The 25,893-nt window shown below is 42.4% G+C and carries 27 protein-coding genes; 25 read left to right on the plus strand and 2 right to left on the minus strand.

Annotation, left to right across the window (positions count from 1 at the left end; all coding sequences use genetic code 11):
• The 5 genes from pknB to spoVM are packed head-to-tail and all read left to right on the plus strand — an operon-like array spanning position 1 to position 4,328.
• Entirely contained in the window at positions 1 to 1,998 is a 1,998-nt protein-coding gene (pknB, locus tag AC1VU3_RS00430; RefSeq protein ID WP_482982441.1) for a Stk1 family PASTA domain-containing Ser/Thr kinase, read from the plus strand.
• Between the two features lie 12 nt (positions 1,999 to 2,010).
• The gene (gene rsgA / locus AC1VU3_RS00435; RefSeq protein WP_482982442.1) at positions 2,011 to 2,892 is read left to right on the plus strand and encodes a ribosome small subunit-dependent GTPase A; all 882 of its coding nucleotides are present in this window, start codon (positions 2,011 to 2,013) and stop codon (positions 2,890 to 2,892) included.
• Between the two features lie 2 nt (positions 2,893 to 2,894).
• Positions 2,895 to 3,563, plus strand: a complete 669-nt coding sequence (gene rpe, locus AC1VU3_RS00440) for a ribulose-phosphate 3-epimerase (RefSeq protein WP_482982443.1) — start codon at positions 2,895 to 2,897, stop codon at positions 3,561 to 3,563.
• Positions 3,560 to 4,216, plus strand: a complete 657-nt coding sequence (locus tag AC1VU3_RS00445; RefSeq protein ID WP_482982444.1) for a thiamine diphosphokinase — start codon at positions 3,560 to 3,562, stop codon at positions 4,214 to 4,216. The genes rpe and AC1VU3_RS00445 overlap by 4 nt, the downstream gene beginning before the upstream one ends.
• 16 nt (positions 4,217 to 4,232) lie before the next feature.
• On the plus strand, positions 4,233 to 4,328 hold the full coding sequence (spoVM, locus tag AC1VU3_RS00450) for a stage V sporulation protein SpoVM (protein ID WP_480388194.1): 96 nt from the start codon (positions 4,233 to 4,235) through the stop codon (positions 4,326 to 4,328).
• A 55-nt stretch (positions 4,329 to 4,383) separates the two neighbouring features.
• Here the strand turns inward: spoVM and rpmB are convergent, their stop codons facing one another.
• Entirely contained in the window at positions 4,384 to 4,572 is a 189-nt protein-coding gene (rpmB, locus tag AC1VU3_RS00455) for a 50S ribosomal protein L28 (RefSeq protein ID WP_093263405.1), read from the minus strand.
• A 247-nt stretch (positions 4,573 to 4,819) separates the two neighbouring features.
• Here rpmB and AC1VU3_RS00460 point away from each other — a divergent pair, with 247 nt between their 5' ends.
• Positions 4,820 to 5,182: an Asp23/Gls24 family envelope stress response protein gene (locus AC1VU3_RS00460; RefSeq protein WP_480388195.1), complete on the plus strand. Its 363-nt coding sequence runs from the start codon at positions 4,820 to 4,822 to the stop codon at positions 5,180 to 5,182.
• A gap of 16 nt (positions 5,183 to 5,198) precedes the next feature.
• Entirely contained in the window at positions 5,199 to 6,854 is a 1,656-nt protein-coding gene (locus tag AC1VU3_RS00465) for a DAK2 domain-containing protein (protein WP_482982445.1), read from the plus strand.
• An 85-nt stretch (positions 6,855 to 6,939) separates the two neighbouring features.
• Here the strand turns inward: AC1VU3_RS00465 and AC1VU3_RS00470 are convergent, their stop codons facing one another.
• A complete protein-coding gene (locus tag AC1VU3_RS00470; protein ID WP_482982446.1) occupies positions 6,940 to 7,278 on the minus strand; it encodes a hypothetical protein in 339 nt (112 codons plus the stop codon).
• A gap of 733 nt (positions 7,279 to 8,011) precedes the next feature.
• On the opposite strand from AC1VU3_RS00470, the gene sdaAB reads away from it, so the two are divergent.
• The 18 genes from sdaAB (at position 8,012) to rplS (ending at position 25,639) form a co-directional block, all read left to right on the plus strand.
• Positions 8,012 to 8,674, plus strand: coding sequence for an L-serine ammonia-lyase, iron-sulfur-dependent subunit beta (gene sdaAB, locus AC1VU3_RS00475; protein WP_480388198.1), 663 nt, complete (start codon positions 8,012 to 8,014; stop codon positions 8,672 to 8,674).
• 11 nt (positions 8,675 to 8,685) lie between these two features.
• Positions 8,686 to 9,585 carry an L-serine ammonia-lyase, iron-sulfur-dependent, subunit alpha gene (gene sdaAA, locus AC1VU3_RS00480; protein ID WP_480388199.1) on the plus strand — a complete coding sequence of 300 codons (900 nt, stop codon included), beginning with the start codon at positions 8,686 to 8,688 and terminating at the stop codon, positions 9,583 to 9,585.
• On the plus strand, positions 9,575 to 11,626 hold the full coding sequence (gene recG, locus AC1VU3_RS00485; RefSeq protein WP_480388200.1) for an ATP-dependent DNA helicase RecG: 2,052 nt from the start codon (positions 9,575 to 9,577) through the stop codon (positions 11,624 to 11,626). Before sdaAA ends, recG begins: the two co-directional genes overlap by 11 nt.
• A 202-nt stretch (positions 11,627 to 11,828) precedes the next feature.
• A complete protein-coding gene (gene fapR / locus AC1VU3_RS00490) occupies positions 11,829 to 12,395 on the plus strand; it encodes a transcription factor FapR (protein WP_480388201.1) in 567 nt (188 codons plus the stop codon).
• A gap of 15 nt (positions 12,396 to 12,410) precedes the next feature.
• On the plus strand, positions 12,411 to 13,406 hold the full coding sequence (gene plsX / locus AC1VU3_RS00495; protein WP_480388202.1) for a phosphate acyltransferase PlsX: 996 nt from the start codon (positions 12,411 to 12,413) through the stop codon (positions 13,404 to 13,406).
• Complete coding sequence (fabD, locus tag AC1VU3_RS00500; protein WP_480388203.1) at positions 13,399 to 14,349, plus strand: ACP S-malonyltransferase; 951 nt, start codon at positions 13,399 to 13,401, stop codon at positions 14,347 to 14,349. Before plsX ends, fabD begins: the two co-directional genes overlap by 8 nt.
• Positions 14,342 to 15,088 (plus strand): 3-oxoacyl-[acyl-carrier-protein] reductase, encoded by a 747-nt coding sequence (fabG, locus tag AC1VU3_RS00505; RefSeq protein WP_480388204.1) that lies wholly within the window; start codon positions 14,342 to 14,344, stop codon positions 15,086 to 15,088. The genes fabD and fabG overlap by 8 nt, the downstream gene beginning before the upstream one ends.
• Positions 15,089 to 15,151: 63 nt before the next feature.
• Positions 15,152 to 15,388, plus strand: a complete 237-nt coding sequence (locus AC1VU3_RS00510) for an acyl carrier protein (protein ID WP_480388205.1) — start codon at positions 15,152 to 15,154, stop codon at positions 15,386 to 15,388.
• A 145-nt stretch (positions 15,389 to 15,533) separates the two neighbouring features.
• Entirely contained in the window at positions 15,534 to 16,292 is a 759-nt protein-coding gene (rnc, locus tag AC1VU3_RS00515; protein WP_480388206.1) for a ribonuclease III, read from the plus strand.
• A gap of 3 nt (positions 16,293 to 16,295) precedes the next feature.
• A complete protein-coding gene (gene smc, locus AC1VU3_RS00520) occupies positions 16,296 to 19,850 on the plus strand; it encodes a chromosome segregation protein SMC (RefSeq protein ID WP_482982447.1) in 3,555 nt (1,184 codons plus the stop codon).
• A 13-nt stretch (positions 19,851 to 19,863) separates the two neighbouring features.
• Positions 19,864 to 20,883 carry a signal recognition particle-docking protein FtsY gene (gene ftsY, locus AC1VU3_RS00525; protein ID WP_480388208.1) on the plus strand — a complete coding sequence of 340 codons (1,020 nt, stop codon included), beginning with the start codon at positions 19,864 to 19,866 and terminating at the stop codon, positions 20,881 to 20,883.
• 568 nt (positions 20,884 to 21,451) lie between these two features.
• A complete protein-coding gene (locus AC1VU3_RS00530) occupies positions 21,452 to 21,781 on the plus strand; it encodes a putative DNA-binding protein (RefSeq protein WP_480388209.1) in 330 nt (109 codons plus the stop codon).
• Between the two features lie 13 nt (positions 21,782 to 21,794).
• Complete coding sequence (ffh, locus tag AC1VU3_RS00535) at positions 21,795 to 23,150, plus strand: signal recognition particle protein (RefSeq protein WP_482982448.1); 1,356 nt, start codon at positions 21,795 to 21,797, stop codon at positions 23,148 to 23,150.
• Positions 23,151 to 23,253: 103 nt separating this feature from the next.
• On the plus strand, positions 23,254 to 23,526 hold the full coding sequence (gene rpsP / locus AC1VU3_RS00540; protein WP_480388211.1) for a 30S ribosomal protein S16: 273 nt from the start codon (positions 23,254 to 23,256) through the stop codon (positions 23,524 to 23,526).
• A gap of 14 nt (positions 23,527 to 23,540) precedes the next feature.
• Positions 23,541 to 23,771, plus strand: a complete 231-nt coding sequence (locus tag AC1VU3_RS00545; RefSeq protein ID WP_480388212.1) for a KH domain-containing protein — start codon at positions 23,541 to 23,543, stop codon at positions 23,769 to 23,771.
• A gap of 145 nt (positions 23,772 to 23,916) precedes the next feature.
• A complete protein-coding gene (rimM, locus tag AC1VU3_RS00550; RefSeq protein WP_482982449.1) occupies positions 23,917 to 24,432 on the plus strand; it encodes a ribosome maturation factor RimM in 516 nt (171 codons plus the stop codon).
• A complete protein-coding gene (gene trmD, locus AC1VU3_RS00555) occupies positions 24,432 to 25,157 on the plus strand; it encodes a tRNA (guanosine(37)-N1)-methyltransferase TrmD (RefSeq protein ID WP_480388414.1) in 726 nt (241 codons plus the stop codon). Before rimM ends, trmD begins: the two co-directional genes overlap by 1 nt.
• A gap of 137 nt (positions 25,158 to 25,294) precedes the next feature.
• Entirely contained in the window at positions 25,295 to 25,639 is a 345-nt protein-coding gene (gene rplS / locus AC1VU3_RS00560; RefSeq protein WP_480388214.1) for a 50S ribosomal protein L19, read from the plus strand.
• Positions 25,640 to 25,893 lie beyond the last annotated feature (254 nt).

Here is a 25,893-nt window from a genome sequence, read left to right on the forward strand (position 1 = left end):
ATGCTGATAGGAAAACGAATTAGTGGTAGATATAAGCTGCTAGAAATGATCGGTGGAGGCGGTATGTCCAATGTTTACCTAGCTCACGATATGATTTTAGACAGAGACGTTGCGATCAAGGTGCTTCGATACGACTTTTCGAATGAAGAGGAGCTTCGTAGACGCTTTCAGCGAGAGGCTTTATCTGCTACCAGCCTTACACACCCTAACATTGTAAATATTTATGATGTTGGAGAAGACGGGGATATCCATTATATCGTCATGGAATACGTGAAAGGAGAAACCTTAAAACAGTACATACAGAGAAATGCACCAATTTCACCAAGTAAATCTGTGGCTATTATGAGACAGCTAACTTCCGCAATCGCAGCTGCCCATTTAAATCACATTATTCATCGAGATATTAAGCCACAAAATATTTTAGTGGACGAACAAGGGGATATCAAAATAACGGATTTTGGTATTGCGATGGCGCTTAGTGCAACTTCTCATACGCAGACGAATTCTGTTTTAGGGACAGTTCATTACCTTTCACCTGAACAGGCAAGAGGTGGAACCGCTACCAGACAATCAGATATATATGCGCTTGGAATCGTATTATTTGAACTCCTAACTGGACAAGTCCCTTTTTCCGGCGAATCGGCAGTCTCGATTGCATTAAAGCATTTACAAGCAGAGACCCCTTCCGTTCGGGCAATGGTTCCTAACATACCACAAAGCTTAGAAAATGTTGTCTTGAAGGCAACTGCGAAGGATCCAAGACACAGATATCGCTCGGCAGAAGAAATGGAGAGAGACCTTTCCACTTCTTTATCGGCAGAGCGTGCGAATGAGGAAAAATTTGTGATAGAGACAGATGAAGGTGCCACTAAGGTGCTACCAATCATTAAAGAGCCTGTGCCTTATGAGGAAGTCGCAGAAACGAAAAAAATGGAGCCGGTAAAATCAGCTGAGGCTGCCCCTCCATCTGCAAAGCAACCGAAGAAAAAGAAGAAAATGGGTTTGATTATTGGTGGGATCCTTGCAGGGATATTGCTCCTTGCATTGCTTGTGTTCCTATTGTTCCCAGGCTGGTTTAAGCCAGATAAAATTGAAATACCAGAGGTTGAAGGAATGACCCTAGAGGAAGCAATCTCGACTCTAGAAGAGGCAGGATTTGAAGCGGGAGAAGAGATATTAGAATTTAGTGATGAAGTAGAAAAGGATTTGGTCATTGGCACCTCTCCTGAAGCTGGCAAGGAAAGAGAAGAGGGAACGGTCATTGATATCTTTATTTCTCAAGGAAAGCAGACCTCTGCAATCGGAGATTATAGAGGAAGAGATATTGAACAAGTATTAACGCTGCTTCAAAACCAAGATCTGCGGAGTATTGATCAAAAAGAAGAATTCTCCGATAAACCCAAGGGGACGATTATTAAGCAGGAGCCTGAACCAGGCACGGAGATAGTGCCAGAGGAAACGGATTTGATCTTTACAGTTAGTAAGGGACCAGACTTACGGACGGTAAAGGACTTAACAGGCTTTAATGAAAAAGCATTAGAGGATTATGGACAAAGCTCTGGATTCAAAATTTCTATCAAGAATAAGGTGCATTCCAACTCGGTTCCTGCTGGAAATGTGATAGAGCAAAGTCCTAAGGCTAACACGCAAGTGCCACCAGGGAGTACAATTGAGGTAACCATATCTATTGGTCCAGAAGAAAAGCATACGAAGACTTTTATAAAAGAGGTAACGATTCCTTACAACGATCCTTCTGAAGGTGAAGAGGGAGAGGATGATGGGAATGAAGAACAGACTCCTGAAAAACAGCTTGTTCGTATCTATATTGAAGACAAAGAACGTTCGATGGCAGAGCCAGTAGAAGAATTTGAGCTCGTTGAAACCACAACTAGAAGGCTATCCTTGCAAATCGTGGAAGGTGAAAAAGCGGCCTATCGAATTATGATAAACAATCAAACAATTGAAGAACGAACAATCGGCTATGACGAAATAAAATAAGGGAGGCTTTTAATGCCAAAAGGTCAAATTAGAAAAGCGTTAAGTGGATATTATTATGTGTATGACGATGGAAAGCTCATTCAGTGTAGAGGAAGAGGAGTTTTTCGAAACAGAGGGGAGTCCCCGTTAGTTGGGGACTTCGTCGATTATACGGTAGAAGGAGAAAATGATGGCACTATCACGGTGATTCATGAAAGAAAGAACAGTCTCGTTCGACCTCCTATTGCCAATATCGATCAAGCAATCTTGGTTTTTTCTGTGAAGGAGCCAGATTTCAATACCATTCTGTTAGACCGATTCTTAGTAGTGTTAGAATCTTTTCAGGTGGAGCCAATTATTTGTTTGACGAAAATGGATTTATTGGATGAAGCCACTAGGAAAAAGATTGCAGAGTATGTAGAGCATTACCGAGAAATCGGTTATGAGGTACTCTTGACTTATAAGGATGAAGAGAACTTGACAGAGGTAATCAGCCCCATTCTTGAAGGCAAAACCACTGTATTAGCCGGTCAATCGGGTGTTGGGAAGTCTACGCTTCTTAACACGCTACTGCCAAGTCTTCAACTGAAGACCGGTGTAATCTCAGATGCATTAGGACGTGGAAAGCATACGACAAGACATGTAGAGCTTATCGAGGTCTGTGGTGGTCTACTTGCGGACACGCCTGGCTTTAGCTCCTTTGAATTTGATTTAATTGAAAAAGAAGAGCTTACCAACTGTTTTCCCGATTTTGTGGAAAGGCAGGATGGCTGTAAATTTAGAGGCTGTATGCATATCAATGAGCCGAAATGTGCCGTTAAGAGTGCAGTAGAGGTAGGGGAAATTAAAGACTATCGCTATAAACATTATTTACAGTTCTTCGAAGAAATTGCAGAAAGAAAGCCGAGGTATTAATCATGGTAAAAATCGCACCTTCCATTTTAGCAGCAAATTTTGCGAAGCTTGGAGAAGAAGTAGTAGAAGTAGAAAAAGCAGGAGCAGAGTTAATCCATATTGATGTTATGGATGGTCATTTCGTGCCGAATATTACAATGGGACCAATCGTAGTGGAGGCGTTGCGACCACTTACGAAGCTACCATTAGATGTTCACTTGATGATTGAGAACCCAGATCAATACATCGAAATGTTTGCGAAGGCGGGCGCTGACTATATTACGGTTCATGTGGAGGCTTGTCCTCATTTGCACCGAACAATCCAATTGATTCGTTCGTTTGGTGTAAAGCCAGGTGTTGTGCTAAACCCTCATACGCCAGTCTCTTCTATCCAACATATATTGGAGGATGTGGATATGGTGCTATTTATGACGGTTAATCCAGGCTTTGGAGGCCAGAAATTTATTCATTCCGTTCTTCCGAAGGTAAAAGAATTAGCTGAAATCGTGAAGGAGAGAAATCTTTCCATTGATATTGAGATTGATGGCGGAATTAATGAAGAGACGATTAAGCTATGTGTGGAAGCGGGAGCTAATATCTTTGTTGCTGGCTCAGCTATTTATAATGCTCCAAATAGAGCGGAGGCACTTCAAGCTATTAAGCAAGCTGGTTTAAGTGTGGCAGGCAAATGAAAAGGGTCTTTATTTGTTCGGGAGGCCCTATAGAGGAAGTTGTGGAAGTGAAGCAGCTTCCTTTTTCTATGGAAGAGACTATCTTTATAGGGGCAGATAGGGGGGCAATCCACTTAGTAAACCAGGGGATTGTTCCCAATGAAATTATTGGGGATTTTGATTCTTTGGTGGATGGAGAGCTAGAGCTTTTGAGAAAAAAAATTCCTCACATTACCATTCTTCCAGCTGAAAAAGATGAAACGGATACACATTTAGCTTTGAGAGAAGCGATGAAATACAATCCTGAAGAGGTTTATGTGACGGGAATCAGTGGTGGTAGGCTGGATCATTACGAGGCTGCCTTGCACGATGTATGTGGCTTTCAGCAAGCAAATCCAGACGTTCGCTTTTTTATTCAAAACAAGCAAAATAAGCTCCAGTTTTTATTGCCAGGGACTCACATCTTAGAAAATGACCCAGGTTACAAATACGTATCGTTCTTCGCTTTTGCACGGGATATTGAAAATGTTTCCTTGGAAGGTTTTTTATACAACGTGGAGAAAGAAACGATTCAAATCGGAAATGGGCGGTTTACGAGCAATCAACAAGTAGGACGAACAAGTCATATCTCCTTTGATACAGGCATATGTTTAATGATAAGAAGCAGTGACTGAAAAAGGGAGGATTTCTGTGAAGGTCTATACATTTAAGTTGCCTAAATCTGTCAGCAGCATTATGAAGGTTTGCATCAAGATATTTAAAAAGGAAGACGAGAAAAAGGGATAGAAAAGAAATAATGCCAGGTCGACTATTGTCGACCTGGCATTAACTATGAGTACGATTAAACGCGCTCAATTTTTCCTGATTTTAAAGCTCTAGCAGATACCCACACACGTTTAGGTTTGCCATCTACAAGAATACGTACTTTTTGAAGGTTAGCTCCCCAAGTACGCTTGTTAGCATTCATAGCGTGAGAACGAGCATTACCAGAACGAGCTTTACGCCCAGTGATTGCACATACTTTTGGCATTATAAGTTCCTCCTTTAAAAAAGAAGCTGAAAGATTTTTCAGTTCGATATTTCACATACTTTAATAATTTAACACAGACTGAAACTTGACGCAAGTATATCAAGAAAAAAACCTTTACACATACTTTCGATAAGATTTGCCAATTTTGGGTAACATAGAAAAACTAGACGAAAATAAACCTCTCTTTTATAATTTTATAGGGTGTAGTACAATAAGGGATAGTCAAAAAGACTTGGGAGGTTTCAGCATGTCTATAGAATTAAGAAATGAATTCGGTCAAATTGATATATCACAAGATACTATAGCGCAAATTGCAGGTGGCGCTGCAGTGGAATGCTACGGTATTGTCGGTATGGCATCTAAGCACCAAATAAGAGATGGTTTAACTGATATACTGAGAAAAGAAAACTTCACTAAGGGAGTTTTAGTGCGACAAGATAAAGATGGTTTACACATCGACATGTATATTATTGTTAGTTACGGAACAAAAATCTCAGAAATAGCTTATCAAGTTCAATCTAAAGTAAAATATACGCTAAATAAATCTCTTGGTATGCAGGTGAAATCCGTAAACGTCTACGTACAAGGAGTTCGCGTGGCAAACGTTTGATTAAGGAGAGAAAATGATGAAATCGATTAATGGTAACCAATTTGCAGATATGGTGAAGATGGGTGCACACCATCTTTTCCAAAATGCAGATTATGTAGATGCATTAAATGTATTCCCTGTACCAGATGGTGACACGGGAACAAATATGAATCTTTCTATGACTTCTGGGGCGAAGGAAACCGCAGCAAACACAAGTGAGCATATCGGGAAAACTGCTCAAGCGTTATCAAAGGGATTGCTGATGGGTGCACGCGGAAATTCTGGTGTTATTCTTTCACAGCTTTTCAGAGGGTTTGGTAAGTCCATCGAAAGCTATTCTTCATTAGATGCAAAGCAGTTCGCACAGGCATTGCAATATGGAGTAGAAACAGCTTACAAAGCGGTGATGAAGCCAGTAGAGGGTACTATCCTTACAGTAGCGAAGGATTCAGCTAAAAAAGCTGTAGAAGTTAGTGAAACAGTTGCAGATATCCGTGAACTAATGACTGCTGTTGTGGAAGAAGCAAAGCAATCATTAAACAGAACGCCAGAGCTATTACCAGTGCTAAAAGAGGTCGGAGTAGTAGACAGCGGCGGCCAAGGGTTAGTTTTTGTCTACGAGGGCTTCCTTGCTAGTCTAAAGGGTGAAGCGCTCCCAGAAAAAACAGTTGGAAATTCCATGGACGATCTAGTAAGTGCCGAGCATCATAAGCATATTCAAGGATTTATGGATACTGCAGACATTGAATTTGGCTTCTGTACGGAATTCATGGTGCGCCTGGAAGATGGTAAGAAGAAGTTTGATGAATCAGACTTCCGTAATGACCTAAGTGTATATGGCGATTCACTACTAGTTATTTCAGATGATGAAGTCGTGAAAATTCATATTCACTCCGAAACTCCTGGTGAGGTTTTGACATACGGACAGCAATATGGAGAGCTAATCAAGATCAAGATTGAAAATATGCGTCAGCAGCATACAGATATCGTTGGCGAAGGCCATGTTGCGGAAGCACCAGCAAAAAAATCCGAGATCCATCCTTACGCTGTTGTAACAGTAGCAATGGGTAGCGGCGTAGCCGAGCTACTAAAAAGCTTAGGTGCATCTGCTGTAATTGAGGGCGGACAAACTATGAACCCTTCCACAGAGGACATCGTGAAAGCGATTGAAGCAGTGGGAGCAGAAAGAGTTTTAATTCTGCCTAACAATAAAAACATTATCATGGCTGCAGAGCAAGCAGCAGAAGTAATGGGAATCGAAGCGGCAGTAGTGCCAACGAAAACGATTCCACAAGGGATGGCAGCAGTTCTTGCTTTCAACCCACAAGCTAGTGTAGAAGACAACCAACGCAATATGATAGCTGCCTTTGCCGGTGTAAAAACTGGTCAGGTTACTTTTGCTGTGCGCGACACTTCTATTGATGGAATTGAAATCAAAAAAGATGACTTCATGGCAATTGCTGAAGGCAAAATTATTCTAGCTGACCCTTCAAGAGAAGAAGCAGCAACCAAGCTAGCGAAAGAAATCATTGACGAAGACGCAGAAATTGTTACAGTTATCTACGGCGAAGATGTATCCCAAGAGGAAGCAGAAAACTTCGCTGCATTTATCGAGGAGCAATTCGAAGACGTCGAGGTAGAAGTATATAACGGAAAGCAACCTCTATATCCGTATATCATTTCTGTTGAATAAAATCATTTGAGCATTTTCTGCTCCCTGATTGGGGAGTGGGGAATGCTTTTTGTTTTGGGGGATGGAAACTAGGGTGTTAGAGGATTTATTTAAAACGGGAAAGTGGGATTGATTGGATTGTCGGTATAGAGGAGAATAGGGGGATTGTAGCGTTTTCTTTGTCGTAGAAATTGATTGTAGCAAAAATAGGGGTGATTGTAGCAAAAACGCCGGTCATTGTAGCAAAAATGGGAATGATTGTAGCACTTTTTATGCCAGTGAAGTTGATTGTAGTAAAAATAGGAGTGATTGTAGCAAAAATGCTGGTTATTGTAGCAAAAATGGGGTTGATTGTAGCACTTTTTTCTAGAACTGATCCCTTCGCTAGGTTACTCTCGTTCGGAGTCAATTTACTCTCGTTCGTCTGGTGTTTATTCTCACTCATAGATGATTTACTCTCGGATAGACCATCTTTATTCTCATTCGGCCGGGTTACTCTCGTTCGAGCGGGGTTTATTCTCACTCGCGGATGATTTACTCTCATTCAAATTGGTGGAAGGGCATGGCCTATGTCCACTTGCCATTGAGGTTGGCCTTACTCTCGGTCGTGGGGTGGTTACTCTCGTTTGTCTGGTGTTTATTCTCACTCGTGGATGATTTACTCTCATTCAAATTGGTGGAAGGGCATGACCTATGTCCATTTGCTATCGAGGTCGGCCTTACTCTCAGTTGTGGGGTGGTTACTCTCGTTCGGATTTGGTTTATTCTCACTCATAGATGATTTACTCTCGGATAGACCATCTTTACTCTCATTCAGCCGGGTTACTCTCGTTTGTCTGGGATTTATTCTCACTCACAGATAATTTACTCTCATTCAAATTGTTGGAAGGGCATGGCCTATGTCCACTTGCTATGGGGGTTCGTTCGGGATCCCGTTACTCTCAGATAGATGGGGAATACTCTTGTTCGCATTGGTCATCTGTCTACCATCTATCACTCCGTACACTCCTTCTTTGTTCAAAATTCTTTCCTATCCTACCTTCCAAGTCCTATCGTCATCATTTGAAAAGCATGGTATAATCCATGAAAGCGTTTTTATCGCTTTTGTACAATACTTTTGTTTAATGTTCCTATTACGTGTAAAATAGAGTTATAAAGTGAAAGTGGAGGTCAGTAGATTGAAATTTAAGTCTGTTTTTGACATAATAGGCCCCGTTATGATTGGTCCTTCCTCATCCCATACTGCTGGAGCAGCACGCATTGGGAGAGTTGCACGAGATTTGTTTGGAAAACAGCCTACTTGGGCTAAGATATATCTTTATGGGTCTTTTGCTGAGACCTATAGAGGACACGGTACGGATGTAGCGATCATTGGTGGATTGTTAGATTACGATACATTTGATGAGCGTATAAAGACTGCCTTCGAGGATGCGGAGAAGGCTGGGTTAAGCTATGAATTTATTCCAGAGACAGGCCATACGGAACATCCGAATACAGCGAGGATTGTATTAGGGGACGATAAGACGGAAATGTCGATGGTCGGTATTTCAATCGGTGGCGGGAAGACGGAGATTACCGAGTTAAATGGTTTTCCACTTCGTTTGTCTGGTAATATGTCAGCAATTCTTGTGGTGCACGATGATCGTTCGGGCTGTATTGCAAGTGTTTCTAATTGTTTGGCAAATTATGATATAAATATTGGCCATATGGAGGTTTCTCGGAAAGGGAAGGGAAATATGGCGTTAATGGTGATAGAAGTCGATCAGAACGTGAACGAGTCTGTTTTAGAAGAGATATCGAAGCTTCCTAATATCACGCAAGTTACAAGAATTGTAGATTAAGGAGAGGTAAAATGGAGGTTCTATTTCGTAATGTTCGAGAATTGGTGGACTTGGCGACAGCGCAGAACAAGCTGATCTCGGAAATAATGATTGAACAAGAAATGCTTTTGACAGAGCGTTCTCGTGAAGAGATTATGCAGCAGATGGAGCGTAATCTGACTGTCATGGAAGAGGCTGTGGAAAAAGGCTTGAAGGGTGTTCGTTCAACATCAGGGCTAACCGGTGGAGATGCTGTGCTTCTTCAGGAGTATATGAAGAAGGGCAATTCACTTTCTGGTGAATTAATGCTCGATGCTGTTAGTAAGGCGGTAGCTACGAATGAAGTGAATGCTGCGATGGGTACGATTTGTGCGACTCCTACAGCTGGATCTGCTGGGGTAGTACCAGGTACTTTATTTGCGGTGCAAAATAAATTACATCCGACTAGGGAGCAGATGATCCGTTATTTATTCACGGCTGGTGCCTTCGGATTTGTGGTGGCGAATAATGCTTCTATTTCGGGAGCTGCTGGAGGATGCCAGGCTGAGGTAGGTTCGGCAGCTGGAATGGCGGCTGCAGCTATCGTAGAAATGGCTGGGGGAACTCCTGCACAGTCAGCGGAGGCGTTTGCCATAACACTGAAAAATATGCTTGGATTAGTATGCGATCCAGTGGCTGGCTTAGTTGAGGTGCCATGTGTGAAAAGGAATGCAATGGGTGCATCGAATTCTTTAGTAGCTGCGGATATGGCACTTGCTGGAGTTACTAGTAGAATTCCGTGTGATGAAGTAATTGATGCAATGTATAAAATTGGTCAGACGATGCCAACTGCTTTAAAAGAGACTGCTCAAGGGGGCCTTGCTGCTACGCCGACAGGGAAGTGGCTGGAAGCGAAGATTTTTGGCGGGGCTGTGATGAACAGTGGAAAATAAATTACAGGAGTCAGTCACTACTCTAAAGGGAGTGGGAGCTGGAACGGCTAAGGCTTTGGAAGAGTTGGGGATTCACACACTTCAGGATTTAGTAATGACCTTCCCATATCGACATGAGGATTTTCGATTAAAGAACTTAGCGGAAACAGCCCACAATGAAAGAGTGACAGTAGAAGGAAGGGTCGAAAGCGAACCCTCTCTTCTTTTTTTAGGAAAAAATAAATCACGATTGCAGGTCCGATTGTTGGCAGGACAGCATCTGATAAAGGCGGTTTTCTTTAATCAGGCATACTTAAAAAATAAACTGACTCCTGGCTCTTTTATTACGGTGACGGGTAAATGGGACCGAGGTAGACAGGTGATTAATGTTTCCACGTACAAGGATGGTCCGAAGACGGATGACCAGCAGGATTTTGAGCCGGTTTATTCTCTTCGTGGTTTAATTAATCAACGTGTATTTCGAAAGTTTATGAGGCTTGCATTAGATGAGCTGAAAGGGCAGATGGAGGATATTTTACCAGCATCCATTCGAACTGCGTACAAGCTGCCTGATATGGTGGAGGCACTGGAAGGAATTCATTTTCCGGTAGATGCAGAGCACGCAAAAAATGCGAGGAGACGCTTCGTTTATGAGGAGCTTCTTATTTTCCAATTAAAAATGCAGGCTATTAAAAAGGTGCGCAAGGAGCAGAATGTTGGAAATGACATTCATTTTGACAATGAAAAAGTCAAGGAGCTCATTCAGTCCTTGCCATATGAGCTAACAGATGCGCAAAAACGAGTGGTGAATGAGATTTGTCGCGATTTGCTCGAGCCACACCGAATGAATCGACTGCTTCAAGGAGATGTAGGCTCTGGGAAAACGGTAGTAGCAGCAATTTGTCTTTATGCGGTAATTACAGCTGGTTATCAAGGTGCGCTCATGGCTCCTACAGAGATTTTAGCAGAACAGCATGCAGCCTCCTTGGATCAGTGGCTTTCCCCTTTGGGTGTAAGAATTGCCTTGTTAACCGGAAGCACCAAGGCCAAGGCAAGAAGGATGGTGCTCGAGAATCTAGCGGCAGGCAATATTGATTTATTAATCGGAACGCATGCCTTAATCCAGCCGGATGTTACGTTTAAGAAGCTGGGGTTGGTGATCACGGATGAGCAGCATCGCTTCGGTGTTGAGCAGAGAAGGGTGCTGAAGGAAAAGGGAGAAAATCCGGACGTGCTATTTATGACTGCTACTCCTATACCGAGAACGCTTGCAATCACGGCTTTTGGTGAGATGGACGTATCTATTATCGATCAAATGCCTGCTGGAAGAAAAGCGATAGATACGCATTGGATGAAGCAAGAGCAGCTACCGAAGCTAATCGTCCGCTTGAAGCGAGAGCTTGCACAGGGTAGACAAGCGTATATTATTTGCCCACTCATTGAGGAATCGGAAAAGCTGGATGTCCAAAATGCGGTGGATGTGTACAATATGATGGCTCATGAGCTAGGTGGCCAGTACCCAGTCGGACTGATGCACGGCAGGCTCCATCCAGATGAAAAGGATCAAGTGATGAGAGAGTTCACAGATGGACAAATCAAGGTACTCGTTTCTACGACGGTTGTAGAGGTAGGGGTAAACGTACCGAATGCGACATTTATGATCATTTTTGATGCCGAGCGATTTGGTCTTGCACAGCTCCACCAGCTACGTGGAAGGGTAGGTCGTGGAGAGCATCAATCCTACTGCATCTTGCTAGCGGATCCGAAATCGGAGGAAGGGAAAGAGCGAATGATATCGATGACTGAAACGAACGACGGGTTTGTGCTAGCGGAGAAGGACTTGGAGCTTAGGGGACCAGGGGACTTTTTCGGTCGTAAGCAAAGCGGTCTACCAGAGTTCAAGATGGCAGATTTAGTGCATGATTACCGTGCGTTAAATACGGCGAAGGCTGATGCGGAGCGTCTGTTGGAATCTGATGAGTTTTGGCAGTCGACGGAAATGAAGGGACTAAGAGATATTCTTGAACAATCCAAGGCATTAGATGGAGAGCGAATAGATTAACTGTTAGGTATCTGCATGGCTTTAGGCTCTTCGGAGTTTAAAGCCGTGTTTCATTTGTAGAAGCGGTAAGCAAAAGGAATGTATTCGGAATAAAAGCTGGAAAAGGCAATGCTCCTTGTTTTTCTGTAATCAGTTGTTGCATTCTTATTTCAATATTTATATACTGATATTAGTACCAAGTGCTAAAATGGTGGTGTGAAAGATGAAATATACGAAAAAAGAAAGACAGAGATTGCTTTTAGAGACTTTAGAGAAAAATCCTTTTATCACAGATGAAAATCTGGCATCCACGTTTCATGTGAGTGTTCAAACGATTCGACTTGATCGGATGGAGCTTTCCATTCCGGAGCTTCGTGAACGTATCAAATCTGTCGCCGCCAATAAATTTGAAGCTGAGGTGAAATCTCTTCCCCTTGATGAGGTGATTGGAGAGATTATTGATATAGAATTGGATAAACAGGCCATCTCTTTATTGGACATAACACAGGACCATGTGTTTGCGAGAAATGGGATAGCTCGTGGCCATCATTTATTTGCACAAGCAAACTCGCTAGCAGTAGCAGTAATCAATGACGAGCTCGCACTAACTAGAAAAGCGAATATTACCTTTGTGAAGCCGGTCAAGGCTGGTGATCGAGTAATTGCGAAAGCGGTTGTGATTTCTAGTGATACGGAAAGAAATAATACGGTCATTGAAGTGACAAGTAAGGTAGAAAATGATACTGTATTTGCTGGCCAATTTGATATGTATAGAGTAACTATGTCTTAAGTAAAGGTGAGTAATATGAAGATAGCAATAGATGCAATGGGCGGAGACAACGCCCCACACGAAATCGTCAAAGGAGCTTACGAGGCACTTGATGCATTTTCGGATATCGAAATACTTTTATATGGAAATGAAGAGAAGTTAGCTCCTCTTATGAAGGTGCATGAACGCATCAAGGTAATACATACAGAAGAAGTAATTGAAGGAACGGACGAGCCGGTTAGAGCAATTAGAAGAAAGAAAAATTCTTCGATGGTGAAAATGGCGGAGTCAGTGAAAAATGGAGAGGCAGACGCTTGTGTATCTGCGGGAAATACAGGTGCTTTAATGGCAGCAGGGCTGTTCGTGGTTGGTCGAATTGACCAAGTAGATCGTCCGGCACTTGCTCCGACTCTACCGACAGTGGATGGAAAGGGCTTTGTGATGCTCGATTTGGGAGCGAATGCGGATGCGAAGCCAGAGCATTTACAGCAGTTTGCGGTAATGGGAAGCGTCTATGCAGAAAAGGTAAGAGGTATTTCTAACCCAAGAGTTGGACTGCTGAACATCGGTACGGAGGATCAAAAAGGAAACGAGCTGACGAAAGCAGCATTCGCCTTGCTAAGCGAATCTCCTATAAATTTCATTGGAAACGTAGAATCGAGAGATCTTCTAAGCGGCGTAGCAGATGTCGTGGTAACGGATGGTTTCACAGGAAATATGGTGTTGAAAACGATTGAGGGTACGGCGGCTAGCATTTTTACCCTGCTGAAGGAAGCGTTGAACAGCTCTACAAAGACAAAAATTGGTGCATTGCTTGTGAAGGACGAGCTAAAAGGCTTGAAAGGCAAGCTTGATTACTCCGAATACGGAGGAGCAGGGCTGTTTGGTTTGAAGGCCCCTGTGATTAAAGCGCATGGTTCTTCCAATGCACATGCTGTGTTCCATGCAATCAGACAAGCAAAAACGATGGTGGAAAACAATGTAGCGGGTATTATCCAAACTACGTTAAGAAAGGAATCATCTAATGACTAAAATTGCTTTTATATTTCCTGGTCAAGGCTCTCAATCCGTGGGGATGGGGCAGCAGCTGATCGAAAGCAGCGTTGAGAGAAAAAGGTTTTATGAAGAAGCAGATAAAGTATTAGGGTTTTCATTAACAAACATTATGCTGGAAGGTCCAGCAGAAGAGCTGACAAAGACCTATCACGCACAGCCAGCTCTATTAACAACGAGTACGATGGTTGCGCATGCTCTCATGGATGCTGGTATTAAGCCGCATTATACAGCAGGGCACAGCTTAGGAGAGTATTCCGCTTTGGTTGCCTCCGGTGCCATTCGTTTTACGGACGCCGTTTCCTTAGTACACCAAAGAGGCTTGTTTATGAATGAGGCTGTTCCTTTTGGAGAAGGCTCGATGGCGGCGATCCTAGGCATGGAAGAGCATTTGCTGAAGGAGGTCACTAGCGAAGTGACAGCCGAAGGGAATCTTGTTCAAATTGCCAATCTGAATTGTCCTGGTCAAATTGTTATTTCCGGAACGGCGGAAGGTGTAAGACTCGCTTCGGAACGAGCAAAGGATTCTGGAGCAAAGCGTGCTATACCATTAGTCGTTAGTGGACCTTTCCATTCGGAATTAATGCGACCTGCAGCACATAAATTAGAACAAGCTATTCATACAATTGAAATGAAGGATGCTAACACTCCTGTCATTTCTAACGTTACTGCACTGCCTACAGAGAAGGCTACCGATTTTCAGGATCTCTTAGTTGAACAGCTATATTCTCCTGTTCGATGGGAGGAGTCTGTGAGGCAGCTATTAGACCTTGGAGTAACTGTTTTTATTGAATGCGGTCCTGGTAAAGTGTTAAGCGGGTTGGTGAAAAAAATAGATCGTTCGGCAACTGTTTATTGCGTTCATGATGAGGCGTCTATGCAGCAAGTCATTTCAGAGCTGGGAGAGGTTGTAAATGGGTAAGTTAGAAGGCAAATCGGTCATTGTGACAGGTGCTTCTCGAGGAATCGGGAAAGAAATTGCTCTTTATCTAGCAAGTGAAGGTGCAAAGATAGCAGTTAACTATAGTGGTAGCAAAGAAAAGGCAGAGGCAGTGGTAGCAGAGATTAAATCGCTTGGCGGTGAAGCATTTGCCATACAAGCGAATGTAGACCAAGCGGAGGATGTGCAGCAGCTTGTTGCACAAACGCTTGAGAACTTTGGATCTATTGATGTGTTAGTGAATAACGCGGGGATTACTCGCGATAACCTGTTGATGAGAATGAAGGAGCAAGAATGGGATGATGTGTTAAACACCAACCTAAAAGGAGTCTTCCTATGTACAAAGGCAGTGACAAGACAGATGATGAAGCAACGAAAAGGACGAATTATTAATATCACTTCTATCGTTGGAGTCGCTGGTAACCCTGGACAAGCCAATTACGTAGCTGCTAAAGCAGGGGTAATTGGACTGACGAAGACCTCTGCGATCGAGCTTGCTAGCCGGAATATTACCGTAAATGCAGTGGCACCAGGTTTTATTACTACGGACATGACCGATGCGCTTCCTGATGAGGTGAAAACCCAGATGCTAGGTCAAATTCCATTAGCGAAATTTGGGCAGCCAGCGGACATTGCAAAGACAGTAGCTTTCTTAGCTTCAGAGGATGCTAGCTATATAACCGGTCAAACCATACATGTTAATGGCGGTATGTACATGTGAGGTTAGGAAGTTCTTTTCCAAACACGCAGTTTTTTGTATAATCATTGAGGGGAGGTGACAAATGTGTCAACAGTTTTAGAACGCGTAACTAAAGTAATCGTAGATCGTCTAGGTGTAGACGAAAGTGAAGTAACATTAGAAGCATCTTTCCGTGATGATTTAGGTGCAGACTCTCTTGATGTAGTTGAATTGGTTATGGAGCTTGAGGATGAATTCGATATGGAGATTTCTGATGAAGATGCTGAAAACATTTCTACTGTAGGTAATGCAGTTAGCTATATTGAAAGCAAGCAAGGCTAAAAACCACTTAGATGAATTAAGGAAAAGAGACGTTCTGCTTTATTCGAATGAATAGCGGCAAAACGTCTCTATTTCTTTTTGCACAATGGTTTATAAAAGGGTAAACTTATACAGATAGACGTTTAAGCGAGAAAGGCAGATTAGGATGAAAGTAAATCGAAAACATAATCAGAATAGAAAAACAGGTTTTCCCGAAGCAGTAAAACAACAATTTCAGCATTTTCAGGAGCATTTTAATATACACTTTAATAATCCTACCTTATTGTATCAAGCCTTTACCCATTCATCCTATGTGAATGAGCATCGCCGGAAATTTTTCACGGATAATGAACGCTTAGAATTTTTAGGGGACGCAGTGTTAGAGCTTTCCGTCTCTCAATATTTATTCCAGCAATATGCACTAATGAGTGAGGGGCAGCTTACCAAGCTTAGAGCGGCAATTGTATGCGAGCCATCCCTTGTAGTGTTTGCGAATGAGCTTGGTTTTGGAAAATATGTATTGCTTGGAAAAGGCGAGGAACTCACTGGTGGTCGAGAAAGACCAGCACTGCTTGCTGATGTTTTCGAAGCATTTGTAGGAGCGTTATATCTAGATAAGGGCTTAGAGGAAGTCGTTCAATTTTTAGAAAAGGTCGTCTTCCCGAAAATAGAAACCGGTGCTTTTTCGCATGTGATGGATTATAAAAGTCAATTACAAGAGGTTGTTCAGCAAAAAAACAATGGTACCTTGAGCTATGAAATAGTAGAAGAAAAAGGACCTGCACATAATAGAACCTTCGTGTCTCGTGTACTTTTAAATGCGAAGGAGCTTGGAATTGGAAAAGGGCGTTCGAAGAAAGAGGCAGAGCAACAGGCCGCTCGAATCGCCATTCATGCTATAAAGGATCAAGAACAGGAGGAATAATCGTTGTTCCTTAAAAGATTAGAGATAATTGGATTCAAATCATTTGCAGATCGAATTGGGATAGATTTTGTTCCTGGTGTGACAGCAGTGGTTGGTCCAAATGGTAGTGGAAAGAGTAATGTGACAGATGCAATAAGATGGGTGCTAGGAGAGCAATCTGCCAAATCACTTCGTGGAGCAAAAATGGAGGATGTTATTTTTGCAGGAAGTGATTCGAGAAAGGCGTTAAACTTTGCTGAGGTTACCTTAATATTGGATAATGCGGACCGAAGAGTTGCACTTGATTTTGCAGAGATCAGTGTGACCAGAAGGGTATTCCGCTCTGGTGATAGTGAATATTTATTAAACAAACAGAACTGTCGATTAAAGGATATTACCGATTTATTTATGGACTCTGGATTAGGAAAAGAAGCCTTTTCCATTATTTCGCAAGGTAGGGTCGACGAAATACTAAACAGTCGCCCTGAGGATAGAAGAGCTATATTTGAAGAGGCAGCTGGTGTACTAAAATACAAGCAGCGAAAGAAGAAGGCCGAATTTAAGCTCATTGAAACGGATGATAATCTAAATCGTGTATTAGATATCCTACACGAGCTAGATGACCGCATGGAGCCTCTTCGTATCCAATCTTCTTTAGCAAACGATTATTTAACGATGTCTGCAGAGCTAAAGGATATTGAAATAGCCGTCATTGGACACGATTTACGTCAATTTATTCAACAAACAGAAACGCTACATAAACAGCTTCAAGTAGTAGAAGAGGCAAAGGGACAGCTAACCGTAGAAATAAATCAAATCGAAGCTGCTATCCAAGAAAGCCGTAAAAACTTAACCTCCATCGACGAAAAATTAGATGATGAGCAAGGGCAGCTGGTTGATACTAGCTCCGAGCTAGAGCGCTTAGAGGGTAGAAAGCTGCTGCTGGCTGAGAAAAAGCAAAATGCTAGTCAGCAAATTGCGCAGTTAAAAAGAGCGCTAGAGGAAGAACAGAGCCGTTTAGCAGCTTTGGAAGCACAGATGGAGCAAAATGATGCATCAAAGGCTGAAAAACAGCAGACGTTGAAGGAGCTTCGTGCCAAGAAGATTCAAATCGAAAAGGTGCTAAGCAAATCGGCATCTGAGGTGGAAGAAGAAATTGAAAACCTGAAAAGCTCATACATCGAACTGTTAAACGAAGAAGCAGCGATGAAAAATGAAATGAAGCATATGGAGCAGCAGCTTCAAACAGAAATGGTCACCTCTGAAAAAATGGTAGAAGACTATCGTGAATTAAAGGAGGAGACTGAAAAGCTATCTGCTAGAAAAGAAGAGCTAGATGCTTTGTTAGCAACCTGTCAGGACAAGCTAGCACGAAAGCTAGAGTCTTACACGTCGAAGCGTGAGACAGCAACTCGTCTAGAGGCAGCCTATGAGGAGCAGCAGACAATGCTTCAAAAGGCATATCAAATGAAGCATCAGATGCAGGCTCGAAAGGATTCGCTTGAAGAGCTCGAGTCCGAGTTTGCCGGCTTCTTCCAGGGTGTAAAGGAAGTGCTGTTTGCACGGGATAAGAAGGAGCTGCAAGGGATTCATGGTGCAGTTGCAGAGCTTATTCAGATTCCAACCGAATATATGAGCGCGATTGACACTGCAATTGGTCAGCAATCTCAGCATATTATTACTGACACAAGTCAGGATGCACGTGTGGCAATTGAATGGCTGAAGCGTAAGAGAGTAGGTCGTGCTACGTTTCTGCCTTTAGAGGTAATCAAATCTAGAAAGCTAAGTGAGCAAACACTTGCTCCGATCAAACAGCATCCAGCTTTTATTGACACAGCCGACCAGCTAGTTAACTATCAAAAGGATTATCAAGTAATTTTTGAAAATTTACTTGGTAATATTATCGTAGCAAGAGACTTAAAGGGTGCCAATGAAATGGCGGCCCGACTGCAATATCGATACCGATTTGTAACACTGGATGGGGACGTAGTAAATGCCGGTGGATCTCTAACAGGAGGAGCTTCCAAACAGCAATCCTCTGTATTCACGAGAAAAGCAGAGCTGGAGCAGCTGAATGAAAAGCTGGTAGAGCTAGAAGCCTCTGTTTTAAATGCTGAACGTTCTGTTGCCTCGAAAAAGCAAGAGGTCAATCAGCTGAAAATTGAGCTAGAGGACGCGCGTATCCAGGGAGAAGGCTTACGAGAAGAAGAGCATAAGCTACTAGCGGAGACGAGAGAATGTACTGCTATCCTCACTCGACTGTCTAATCGATTACTAGAATATGATGAAGTGAAGACAGAAAAAAGCAACCTTCAAAACGACCTTGTTCGTAAAAAGGAGCAAACGGAAAAGCGAAGTGCAGAAATTCAGCAATCCCTTGCTTCTATTCAGCAAACGATTGACCAGCTTCAGCAACTGAAGCAGCAATCGATTGAAGAAAAGGATAAATTCCAAAACGAGCTTGGCGAGCTGCTTGCTACAATCGCCGTTGTAAATGAACAAGTTACGCAACGTGAAAAAGATAGAGCGCAACTAACGGAAGATAATGCGAAAAGCAAGCAACGAATCAGTAGTCTTCAGAAAGAAATTGCTTGGTATGAAAATGATGACCATGGTGGACAGTCTCCTGAGGAGCTAGATCAATTGATCAGTGACTTGAAGAAGAAAAAGGATTACCTGGTCGAGCAAATTCAAGCTGGGAAAACTGGACGAACAGATATTTCTCAAATGATTGCAAGAAATGAAGAGACGTTGAAGAGACTTTTACAGCAGCTCTCCGTCCATACATCTAACGAGCGAGAGCTAGAGCTTAAACTAAGCAAGATAGAGGTAGAGACAAGAGCACTGCAAAACCATCTAGAGGACACGTATGAAATGAGTCTAGAGGAGGCAGAGCGTGATTATCCATTCGATATGGAGGAGGAGCTTGCACGTAAGAAGGTGAAACTGCTTAAACGTTCTATTGAGGAATTGGGACCTATTAACTTGGCCTCTATCCAAGAATTCGAGCAGGTCTCTGAAAGACATGCATTCTTAACCGAGCAGCGAGAGGATTTATTAGCAGCTCAAGAAACCTTACATGAGGTAATCAAAGAAATGGACGAGGAAATGACTATCCGCTTTGAAACAACCTTCCGTGAGATACAACGCCATTTCAAGGTGGTCTTCCGTCAACTTTTCGGTGGGGGACAGGCAGATTTAGTGCTAACAGATCCATCCTCCTTACTGAATACGGGAATAGATATCGTAGCGCAGCCGCCTGGTAAAAAGCTACAAAATCTATCTTTATTGTCAGGTGGGGAAAGAGCGTTAACGGCAATTGCATTGCTATTCTCTATCCTTCATACAAGACCTGTACCTTTCTGTATCCTCGATGAAGTAGAGGCGGCCTTAGACGAAGCGAATGTCACACGTTATAGTGACTACTTGAAGAAGTTTAGCCATGAGACACAATTTATCGTTATCACCCACCGAAAGGGAACGATGGAGGGTGCCGACGTGCTATACGGAATCACGATGCAAGAATCCGGTATTTCGAAGCTTGTTTCTGTAAAATTAGAAGAAGAATTAGTAACATAAAAGGAGTTTTTTTATGAGCTTTTTTAAGAAATTAAAGGATAAAATGCTTGGTTCCACTCCAGAAGCTGAGCAAACAGTAACTGTCACGAATAAATTTAAGGAAGGTCTTGCAAAAACTCGCAATCAATTTACCTCAAAAGTGAATGATCTTGTCGCAAGATACCGCAAAGTAGATGAGGACTTTTTTGAAGAGCTAGAGGAAATCCTACTGCAAGCTGATGTGGGCTTTGAGACAGTGCTTGAGCTGATGGATTCCCTTCGATTTGAGGTGCAGCGTAAAAATATCAAGGATACTGCCGGTATTCAATCAGTAATCTCTGAAAAGCTTGTAGAAATCTATCAGGCTGGTGAAGAAGACATTACGTCGCTTAACCTAGAACAAGAAGGGCTTTCTGTCATTTTATTCGTTGGAGTAAATGGTGTTGGGAAAACTACTACAATCGGGAAGCTCGCTCATCGTCTTAACAGCGAAGGCAAAAAAGTTATGCTAGCTGCAGGAGATACGTTCCGTGCGGGGGCAATAGACCAGCTACAGGTATGGGGAGACAGAGTAGGCGTAGAGGTTATCAAGCAGGCTGAGGGCTCTGACCCTGCAGCTGTTATGTACGATGCCATCCGTGCTGCCAAATCCCGAAAAGCGGATGTGTTAATCTGCGATACCGCTGGAAGACTTCAAAACAAAGTAAACCTGATGAATGAACTAGAAAAAATCCATCGCGTTATTTCTAGAGAGGTTCCAAATGCACCGCACGAAGTACTACTAGCTTTAGACGCTACCACAGGTCAAAATGCACTAGTGCAAGCACAAACGTTTAAGGAAGCTACAAATGTAACAGGAATTGTGCTAACGAAGCTAGACGGAACTGCAAAAGGCGGTATCGTCCTAGCCATCCGCAACAAGCTTCACATCCCTGTAAAATTTGTAGGCCTAGGGGAAAAAATGGATGACCTGCAACCATTTGACGCAGAAAAGTACGTATACGGCCTCTTCGCAGACGGCCTCGAGCTAGAAGACGAGAAAGAAAACGACTAACAGAAAAGCCAATACTTGCTGAGTGAGACAAGTAAAATTACTTGACAGACCTGTGCGGTATTAATACAATTGATAAGTAAAGTTATATAAAAAAGCAAGAGTAAGATATCCGCCCAGACGGTGGATTCTTTGGATTGATTTATTGATTGCTGTAAGAGTACGCTCTGAGCGATGACTGTACTTAACAGAGCTGTAAATCAATCAGAAGGGATCCATAATTAAATTAGTATTAATTTAACTTAATTTGTAATGGGTAGCGACCGGCAGGAAGCGACTATTCTTAATCAAAGTGGTAGTTGCTAAGAGGGCTTCCATAATCAGAACAGAATTATATTCGACTTTATTTGTGACTGGAAGCGGCGGGTGGCGACTCCTGCAGGATGAGTGAGAAAAATGAGACAGCACACCGACACGCGTAAGCGGCCGGTGCTGGCTCATCGCTCACCCTGCGGAATGCGTCCACCCATAGCGCCTACACTTAATAACGGGATTTCTTAACCCAATCACTGATTTGATTACCTAAAGCTTCAAAGCACTACTAAGGAACAATGGTAAGGAGAGATGGGAATTGATTGAAAAAACAACTAGAATGAATTTTCTCTTCGATTTTTACCAGGCACTATTAACTGATAAACAACGAAGCTATATGCAACTATATTATCTAGACGACTTATCCCTTGGAGAAATCGCAGAAGAATACAGCATCTCTAGGCAAGCAGTATACGATAACATCCGCCGCACAGAAGCAATGCTCGAGGAATATGAGGATAAACTAAACCTCCTATCCAAATTCGAAAACCGACAAGAAACAATCGAGCAGCTTCTGCAATTGGCCAAGGAAGAGTCGGTAAACGATCAGCTTATCGAACTAATTGATCAATTAAAAGAATGGGATTAGGAGGCGAGCGTGCATGGCATTTGAAGGATTAGCAGAGCGGCTCCAAGGAACAATTCAGAAAATCAAAGGTAAAGGGAAGATTTCTGAAGCAGACGTAAAAGAAATGATGCGGGAAGTCCGCTATGCACTATTAGAAGCGGACGTTAACTTAAAGGTAGTAAAAGAATTCGTTAAAAACGTATCGGAACGTGCTGTCGGTCAGGAAGTAATGAAAAGCCTAACACCTGGTCAGCAAGTGATTAAAATCGTAAAAGACGAGCTGACAAACTTAATGGGCGGGGAGCAAAGTCAAATTTCCCTCTCCTCTAGACCACCAACCGTTATTATGATGGTCGGTCTACAAGGGGCAGGTAAAACAACCACTACAGGTAAGCTGGCAAACGTACTTCGTAAAAAGTATAATAAAAAGCCTTTATTGATTGCAGCCGATGTATACCGACCAGCTGCAGTTAAACAGCTAGAAACAATTGGTAAACAGCTTTCATTGCCTGTATTCCAAATGGGTACGGACATTTCTCCGGTAGAAATCGTGAAGCAGGGGCTCGAAAAAGCGAAGGAAGATCATAATGATGTCGTAATCATCGATACTGCTGGTCGTCTTCACATTGACGAGGCGCTCATGCAGGAATTAAAGGATATCCGTGCGCTTAAAGAGCCAGATGAAGTATTTTTAGTTGTGGATGCGATGACAGGGCAAGATGCCGTGAACGTAGCGAACAACTTCAACGAATCCATTGGAATCACTGGCGTCGTGCTTACGAAGCTAGATGGTGATACTCGTGGTGGGGCAGCATTATCTATCCGTTCGATCACCCAAAAACCTATTAAATTTGTTGGGATGGGTGAAAAAATGGATGCGCTTGAGCCATTCCATCCAGAACGTATGGCATCCCGAATTCTAGGGATGGGAGATATGATGTCTCTTATTGAAAAAGCGCAGGCAAACGTGGATGAACAGCGTGCGAAGGAGTTGGAAGAGAAGTTTAGAACCCAATCCTTCACATTTGATGACTTCCTAGAGCAGCTTAGCCAGGTGAAAAAGATGGGGCCATTGGATGAAATCTTAAAGATGCTTCCGGGCGCTGGAAAAATCAAAGGGCTAGAAAATGCCAAAGTAGATGAAAAACAAATGGGTCGAGTTGAAGCGATTATCTATTCGATGACGCCTCGGGAAAAAACTACCCCTGAGATTATTAATGGTCCAAGAAAGAAACGTATCGCCAAAGGTTCTGGTACGTCTATTCAAGATGTAAACCGTTTGCTGAAGCAATTTGATGAAATGAAAAAAATGATGAAGCAAATGACGAACATGACCCAAAAAGGGAAGAAAAAGATGAAAATGCCTGGTTTTGATTCTCTTTTTAAATAATTTTTTTCAAATAAATAAGGTGTTAAGAAAAAACACTTTACAAACATCTAAAACCTTGATAATATACTATCTTGTGTGAAACTATTCGGAGGTGCAATAAAAAATGGCAGTTAAAATTCGTTTAAAACGTATGGGAGCTAAAAAATCTCCTTTTTATCGTATTGTAGTAGCAGACTCTCGCTCACCACGTGATGGTCGTCAAATTGAAACAGTAGGTACTTACAACCCACTTACTAAACCAGCTGAAGTAAAAATTAACGAAGAATTAGCGTTAAAATGGCTTCAAAATGGTGCAAAACCATCTGATACAGTACGTAACTTGTTCTCTGAGCAAGGAATCATGGAGAAATTCCATAACACAAAATTCGGCAAATAATCGGAGGGTACTTTGTGGAGCAGCTGATCGAGACAATCGTAAAACCATTAGTTGATTATCCAGATAGCGTTCAGGTTGGAAAAGAGGAAAGTGTGAACCGTATAGTTTACAAGCTTTCTGTTCATCCTGAAGATATGGGGAAAGTAATTGGCAAACAAGGCCGAGTAGCGAAATCTATTCGAACTATTGTGTACTCAGCAGCAGGCAGTAACCAGAAGAAAATATATGTCGACATTTTAGATTAACTTACAATCTGTAGTTTACAAAAAGGGAGAACAATTTGTTCTTCCTTTTTTGTAGCATAAGAGGGGCAAGCATAGAGGGAATTTACAGTAGGAACGGTCATATTGCCTTCCTTATGCTTCTGCTTTTCAAAGGAGGTTTTGGACGATGGAATGGTTTAACGTAGGAAAAATTGTGAATACCCATGGCATCTGGGGAGAGGTGCGTGTCATCTCTACAACGGATTTCGCTGAAGATCGTTATCAGGTAGGAAATGAGCTGACTCTGTTTAAGTCAGATGGCTCTAAGCCGATGAAAGTAAAGATTGCGAGTCATCGTAAGCATAAAAACTTTGATCTACTTACATTCGAAGGCTACGGGCTTTTGAAGGAAGTAGAGGGATTCCGCGATGCAATCTTAAAGGTTTCGAAAAAGCAGCTTTCTGAATTAGAGGAAAACGAATTTTATTTCCACGAAATTATTGGCTGTACGGTTGTATCAACTGAGGGAGAAACAATCGGCACTGTGACGGAGATTCTTCAAACGGGAGCGAATGATGTGTGGGCAGTTCAGCCAGCAAAGGGTAAAACGCATTATATTCCTTATATCGAAGATGTGGTAAAAGAAGTGGATATCAAGAACCAAAAGATTACGATTGAAGTGTTAGAAGGTCTGCTATCATGATGAAGATCCACATTCTTTCATTGTTCCCAGAAATGTTTACAGGTGTCTTTAACTCTTCCATACTGAAGAAGGCGCAAGAAAAGAATGAGGTATCTATTAACGTAGTGAACTTTCGTGATTATGCAGGGAATAAGCATAACCAAGTCGATGATTACCCATACGGAGGAGGAGCGGGGATGGTATTAAAGCCAGAGCCAATCTTCCATGCAGTAGAGGCACTGCCTCCTAGCAATAAAAGACGTGTCATTCTGTTATGTCCACAAGGAGAGCGCTTTACTCAAAAGAAGGCAGAAGAGCTTGCGAAAGAGGAAGAGCTGATCTTCATCTGTGGACACTATGAGGGGTATGACGAGCGCATTAGGGAGCATCTAATTACAGATGAAATCTCTATTGGAGATTTTGTCCTGACAGGCGGAGAGCTTGCGGCCATGACTGTAGTAGATAGTGTAGTGCGCTTGCTTCCAAACGTCCTAGGAAAAGCAGAATCTCATGAGCAAGATTCTTTTTCTACTGGATTGCTAGAGCACCCACATTATACGCGTCCAGTAGAATTTAGAGGGCATAGAGTGCCAGATGTCTTAATGTCAGGCAACCATGCAAATATTGAAAAGTGGCGTAGAGAGCAGTCCTTGAAGCGGACGCTGGAAAGGCGACCAGATTTGCTGGAGGAAGCAGACCTCTCTGAGGCAGATCGGAAGCTCCTCGATTCTATAAAAGGAAAGTAATTTCAGCGGAATTATTATTGCATACTAGCAAGAGTTATGATATATTTTACTATGTACTTTTATGTGAAGTACTGATTTTGGGTGTTCCGCTGCAACAGCTATGTGTGTAAGAGCATTCTATATAAGGAGAGAAAATGATGCAAAACATTATTTCAGAAATCACAAAAGAACAATTACGTACAGACTTACCTGATTTCCGTCCAGGAGATACAGTACGTGTGAACGTAAAAGTTGTAGAGGGTACTCGTGAGCGTATCCAAATGTACGAAGGTGTTGTAATCAAACGTCGTGGAGGCGGAATCAGCGAAACTTTCACAGTTCGTAAAATCTCCTCTGGTGTTGGTGTAGAGCGTACTTTCCCAGTACACACACCAAAAATTGCAAGCCTAGAAGTTGTACGTCGTGGTAAAGTACGTCGTGCTAAATTGTACTACCTACGTGACCTACGTGGTAAAGCTGCTCGTATTAAAGAGCGTCGCTAATAAGAAAAGTAAATGTTGTAGTGAAGGTGGCGACACTTTTGCTACAGCATTTTTATTTTCTCTAGTAGCTAGATTTCTAAACGTGTGTCTCCATTTAAATATACATAATGAGAACGAAAGAGAGTACTACCTCTTTCCTCGTTTTCTGTATTCATTCAAATTTTTCTTCTCTCGCATAAAAAGAGGGATGTTGGGAAGTTATAAAAGAAAGGGTATTTCCTTTTGCCACCATACCATTTTCCCTGTACAATGAA

It is taken from the genome of Psychrobacillus sp. Z16_25 (assembly GCF_056856695.1).

Bases quoted from the DNA above. Each gene is read 5' to 3' on its own strand.
- pknB (WP_482982441.1), top strand. From the start codon at position 1: ATGCTGATAGGAAAACGAATTAGTGGTAGATATAAGCTGCTAGAAATG.
- rsgA (WP_482982442.1), top strand. From the start codon at position 2,011: ATGCCAAAAGGTCAAATTAGAAAAGCGTTAAGTGGATATTATTATGTG.
- rpe (WP_482982443.1), top strand. From the start codon at position 2,895: ATGGTAAAAATCGCACCTTCCATTTTAGCAGCAAATTTTGCGAAGCTT.
- AC1VU3_RS00445 (WP_482982444.1), top strand. From the start codon at position 3,560: ATGAAAAGGGTCTTTATTTGTTCGGGAGGCCCTATAGAGGAAGTTGTG.
- rpmB (WP_093263405.1), bottom strand. From the start codon at position 4,572: ATGCCAAAAGTATGTGCAATCACTGGGCGTAAAGCTCGTTCTGGTAAT.
- AC1VU3_RS00460 (WP_480388195.1), top strand. From the start codon at position 4,820: ATGTCTATAGAATTAAGAAATGAATTCGGTCAAATTGATATATCACAA.
- AC1VU3_RS00465 (WP_482982445.1), top strand. From the start codon at position 5,199: ATGAAATCGATTAATGGTAACCAATTTGCAGATATGGTGAAGATGGGT.
- AC1VU3_RS00470 (WP_482982446.1), bottom strand. From the start codon at position 7,278: ATGAGTGAGAATAAACACCAGACGAACGAGAGTAAATTGACTCCGAAC.
- sdaAA (WP_480388199.1), top strand. From the start codon at position 8,686: ATGGAGGTTCTATTTCGTAATGTTCGAGAATTGGTGGACTTGGCGACA.
- fapR (WP_480388201.1), top strand. From the start codon at position 11,829: ATGAAATATACGAAAAAAGAAAGACAGAGATTGCTTTTAGAGACTTTA.
- plsX (WP_480388202.1), top strand. From the start codon at position 12,411: ATGAAGATAGCAATAGATGCAATGGGCGGAGACAACGCCCCACACGAA.
- fabD (WP_480388203.1), top strand. From the start codon at position 13,399: ATGACTAAAATTGCTTTTATATTTCCTGGTCAAGGCTCTCAATCCGTG.
- fabG (WP_480388204.1), top strand. From the start codon at position 14,342: ATGGGTAAGTTAGAAGGCAAATCGGTCATTGTGACAGGTGCTTCTCGA.
- rnc (WP_480388206.1), top strand. From the start codon at position 15,534: ATGAAAGTAAATCGAAAACATAATCAGAATAGAAAAACAGGTTTTCCC.
- ftsY (WP_480388208.1), top strand. From the start codon at position 19,864: ATGAGCTTTTTTAAGAAATTAAAGGATAAAATGCTTGGTTCCACTCCA.
- ffh (WP_482982448.1), top strand. From the start codon at position 21,795: ATGGCATTTGAAGGATTAGCAGAGCGGCTCCAAGGAACAATTCAGAAA.
- rpsP (WP_480388211.1), top strand. From the start codon at position 23,254: ATGGCAGTTAAAATTCGTTTAAAACGTATGGGAGCTAAAAAATCTCCT.
- rimM (WP_482982449.1), top strand. From the start codon at position 23,917: ATGGAATGGTTTAACGTAGGAAAAATTGTGAATACCCATGGCATCTGG.
- trmD (WP_480388414.1), top strand. From the start codon at position 24,432: ATGAAGATCCACATTCTTTCATTGTTCCCAGAAATGTTTACAGGTGTC.
- rplS (WP_480388214.1), top strand. From the start codon at position 25,295: ATGCAAAACATTATTTCAGAAATCACAAAAGAACAATTACGTACAGAC.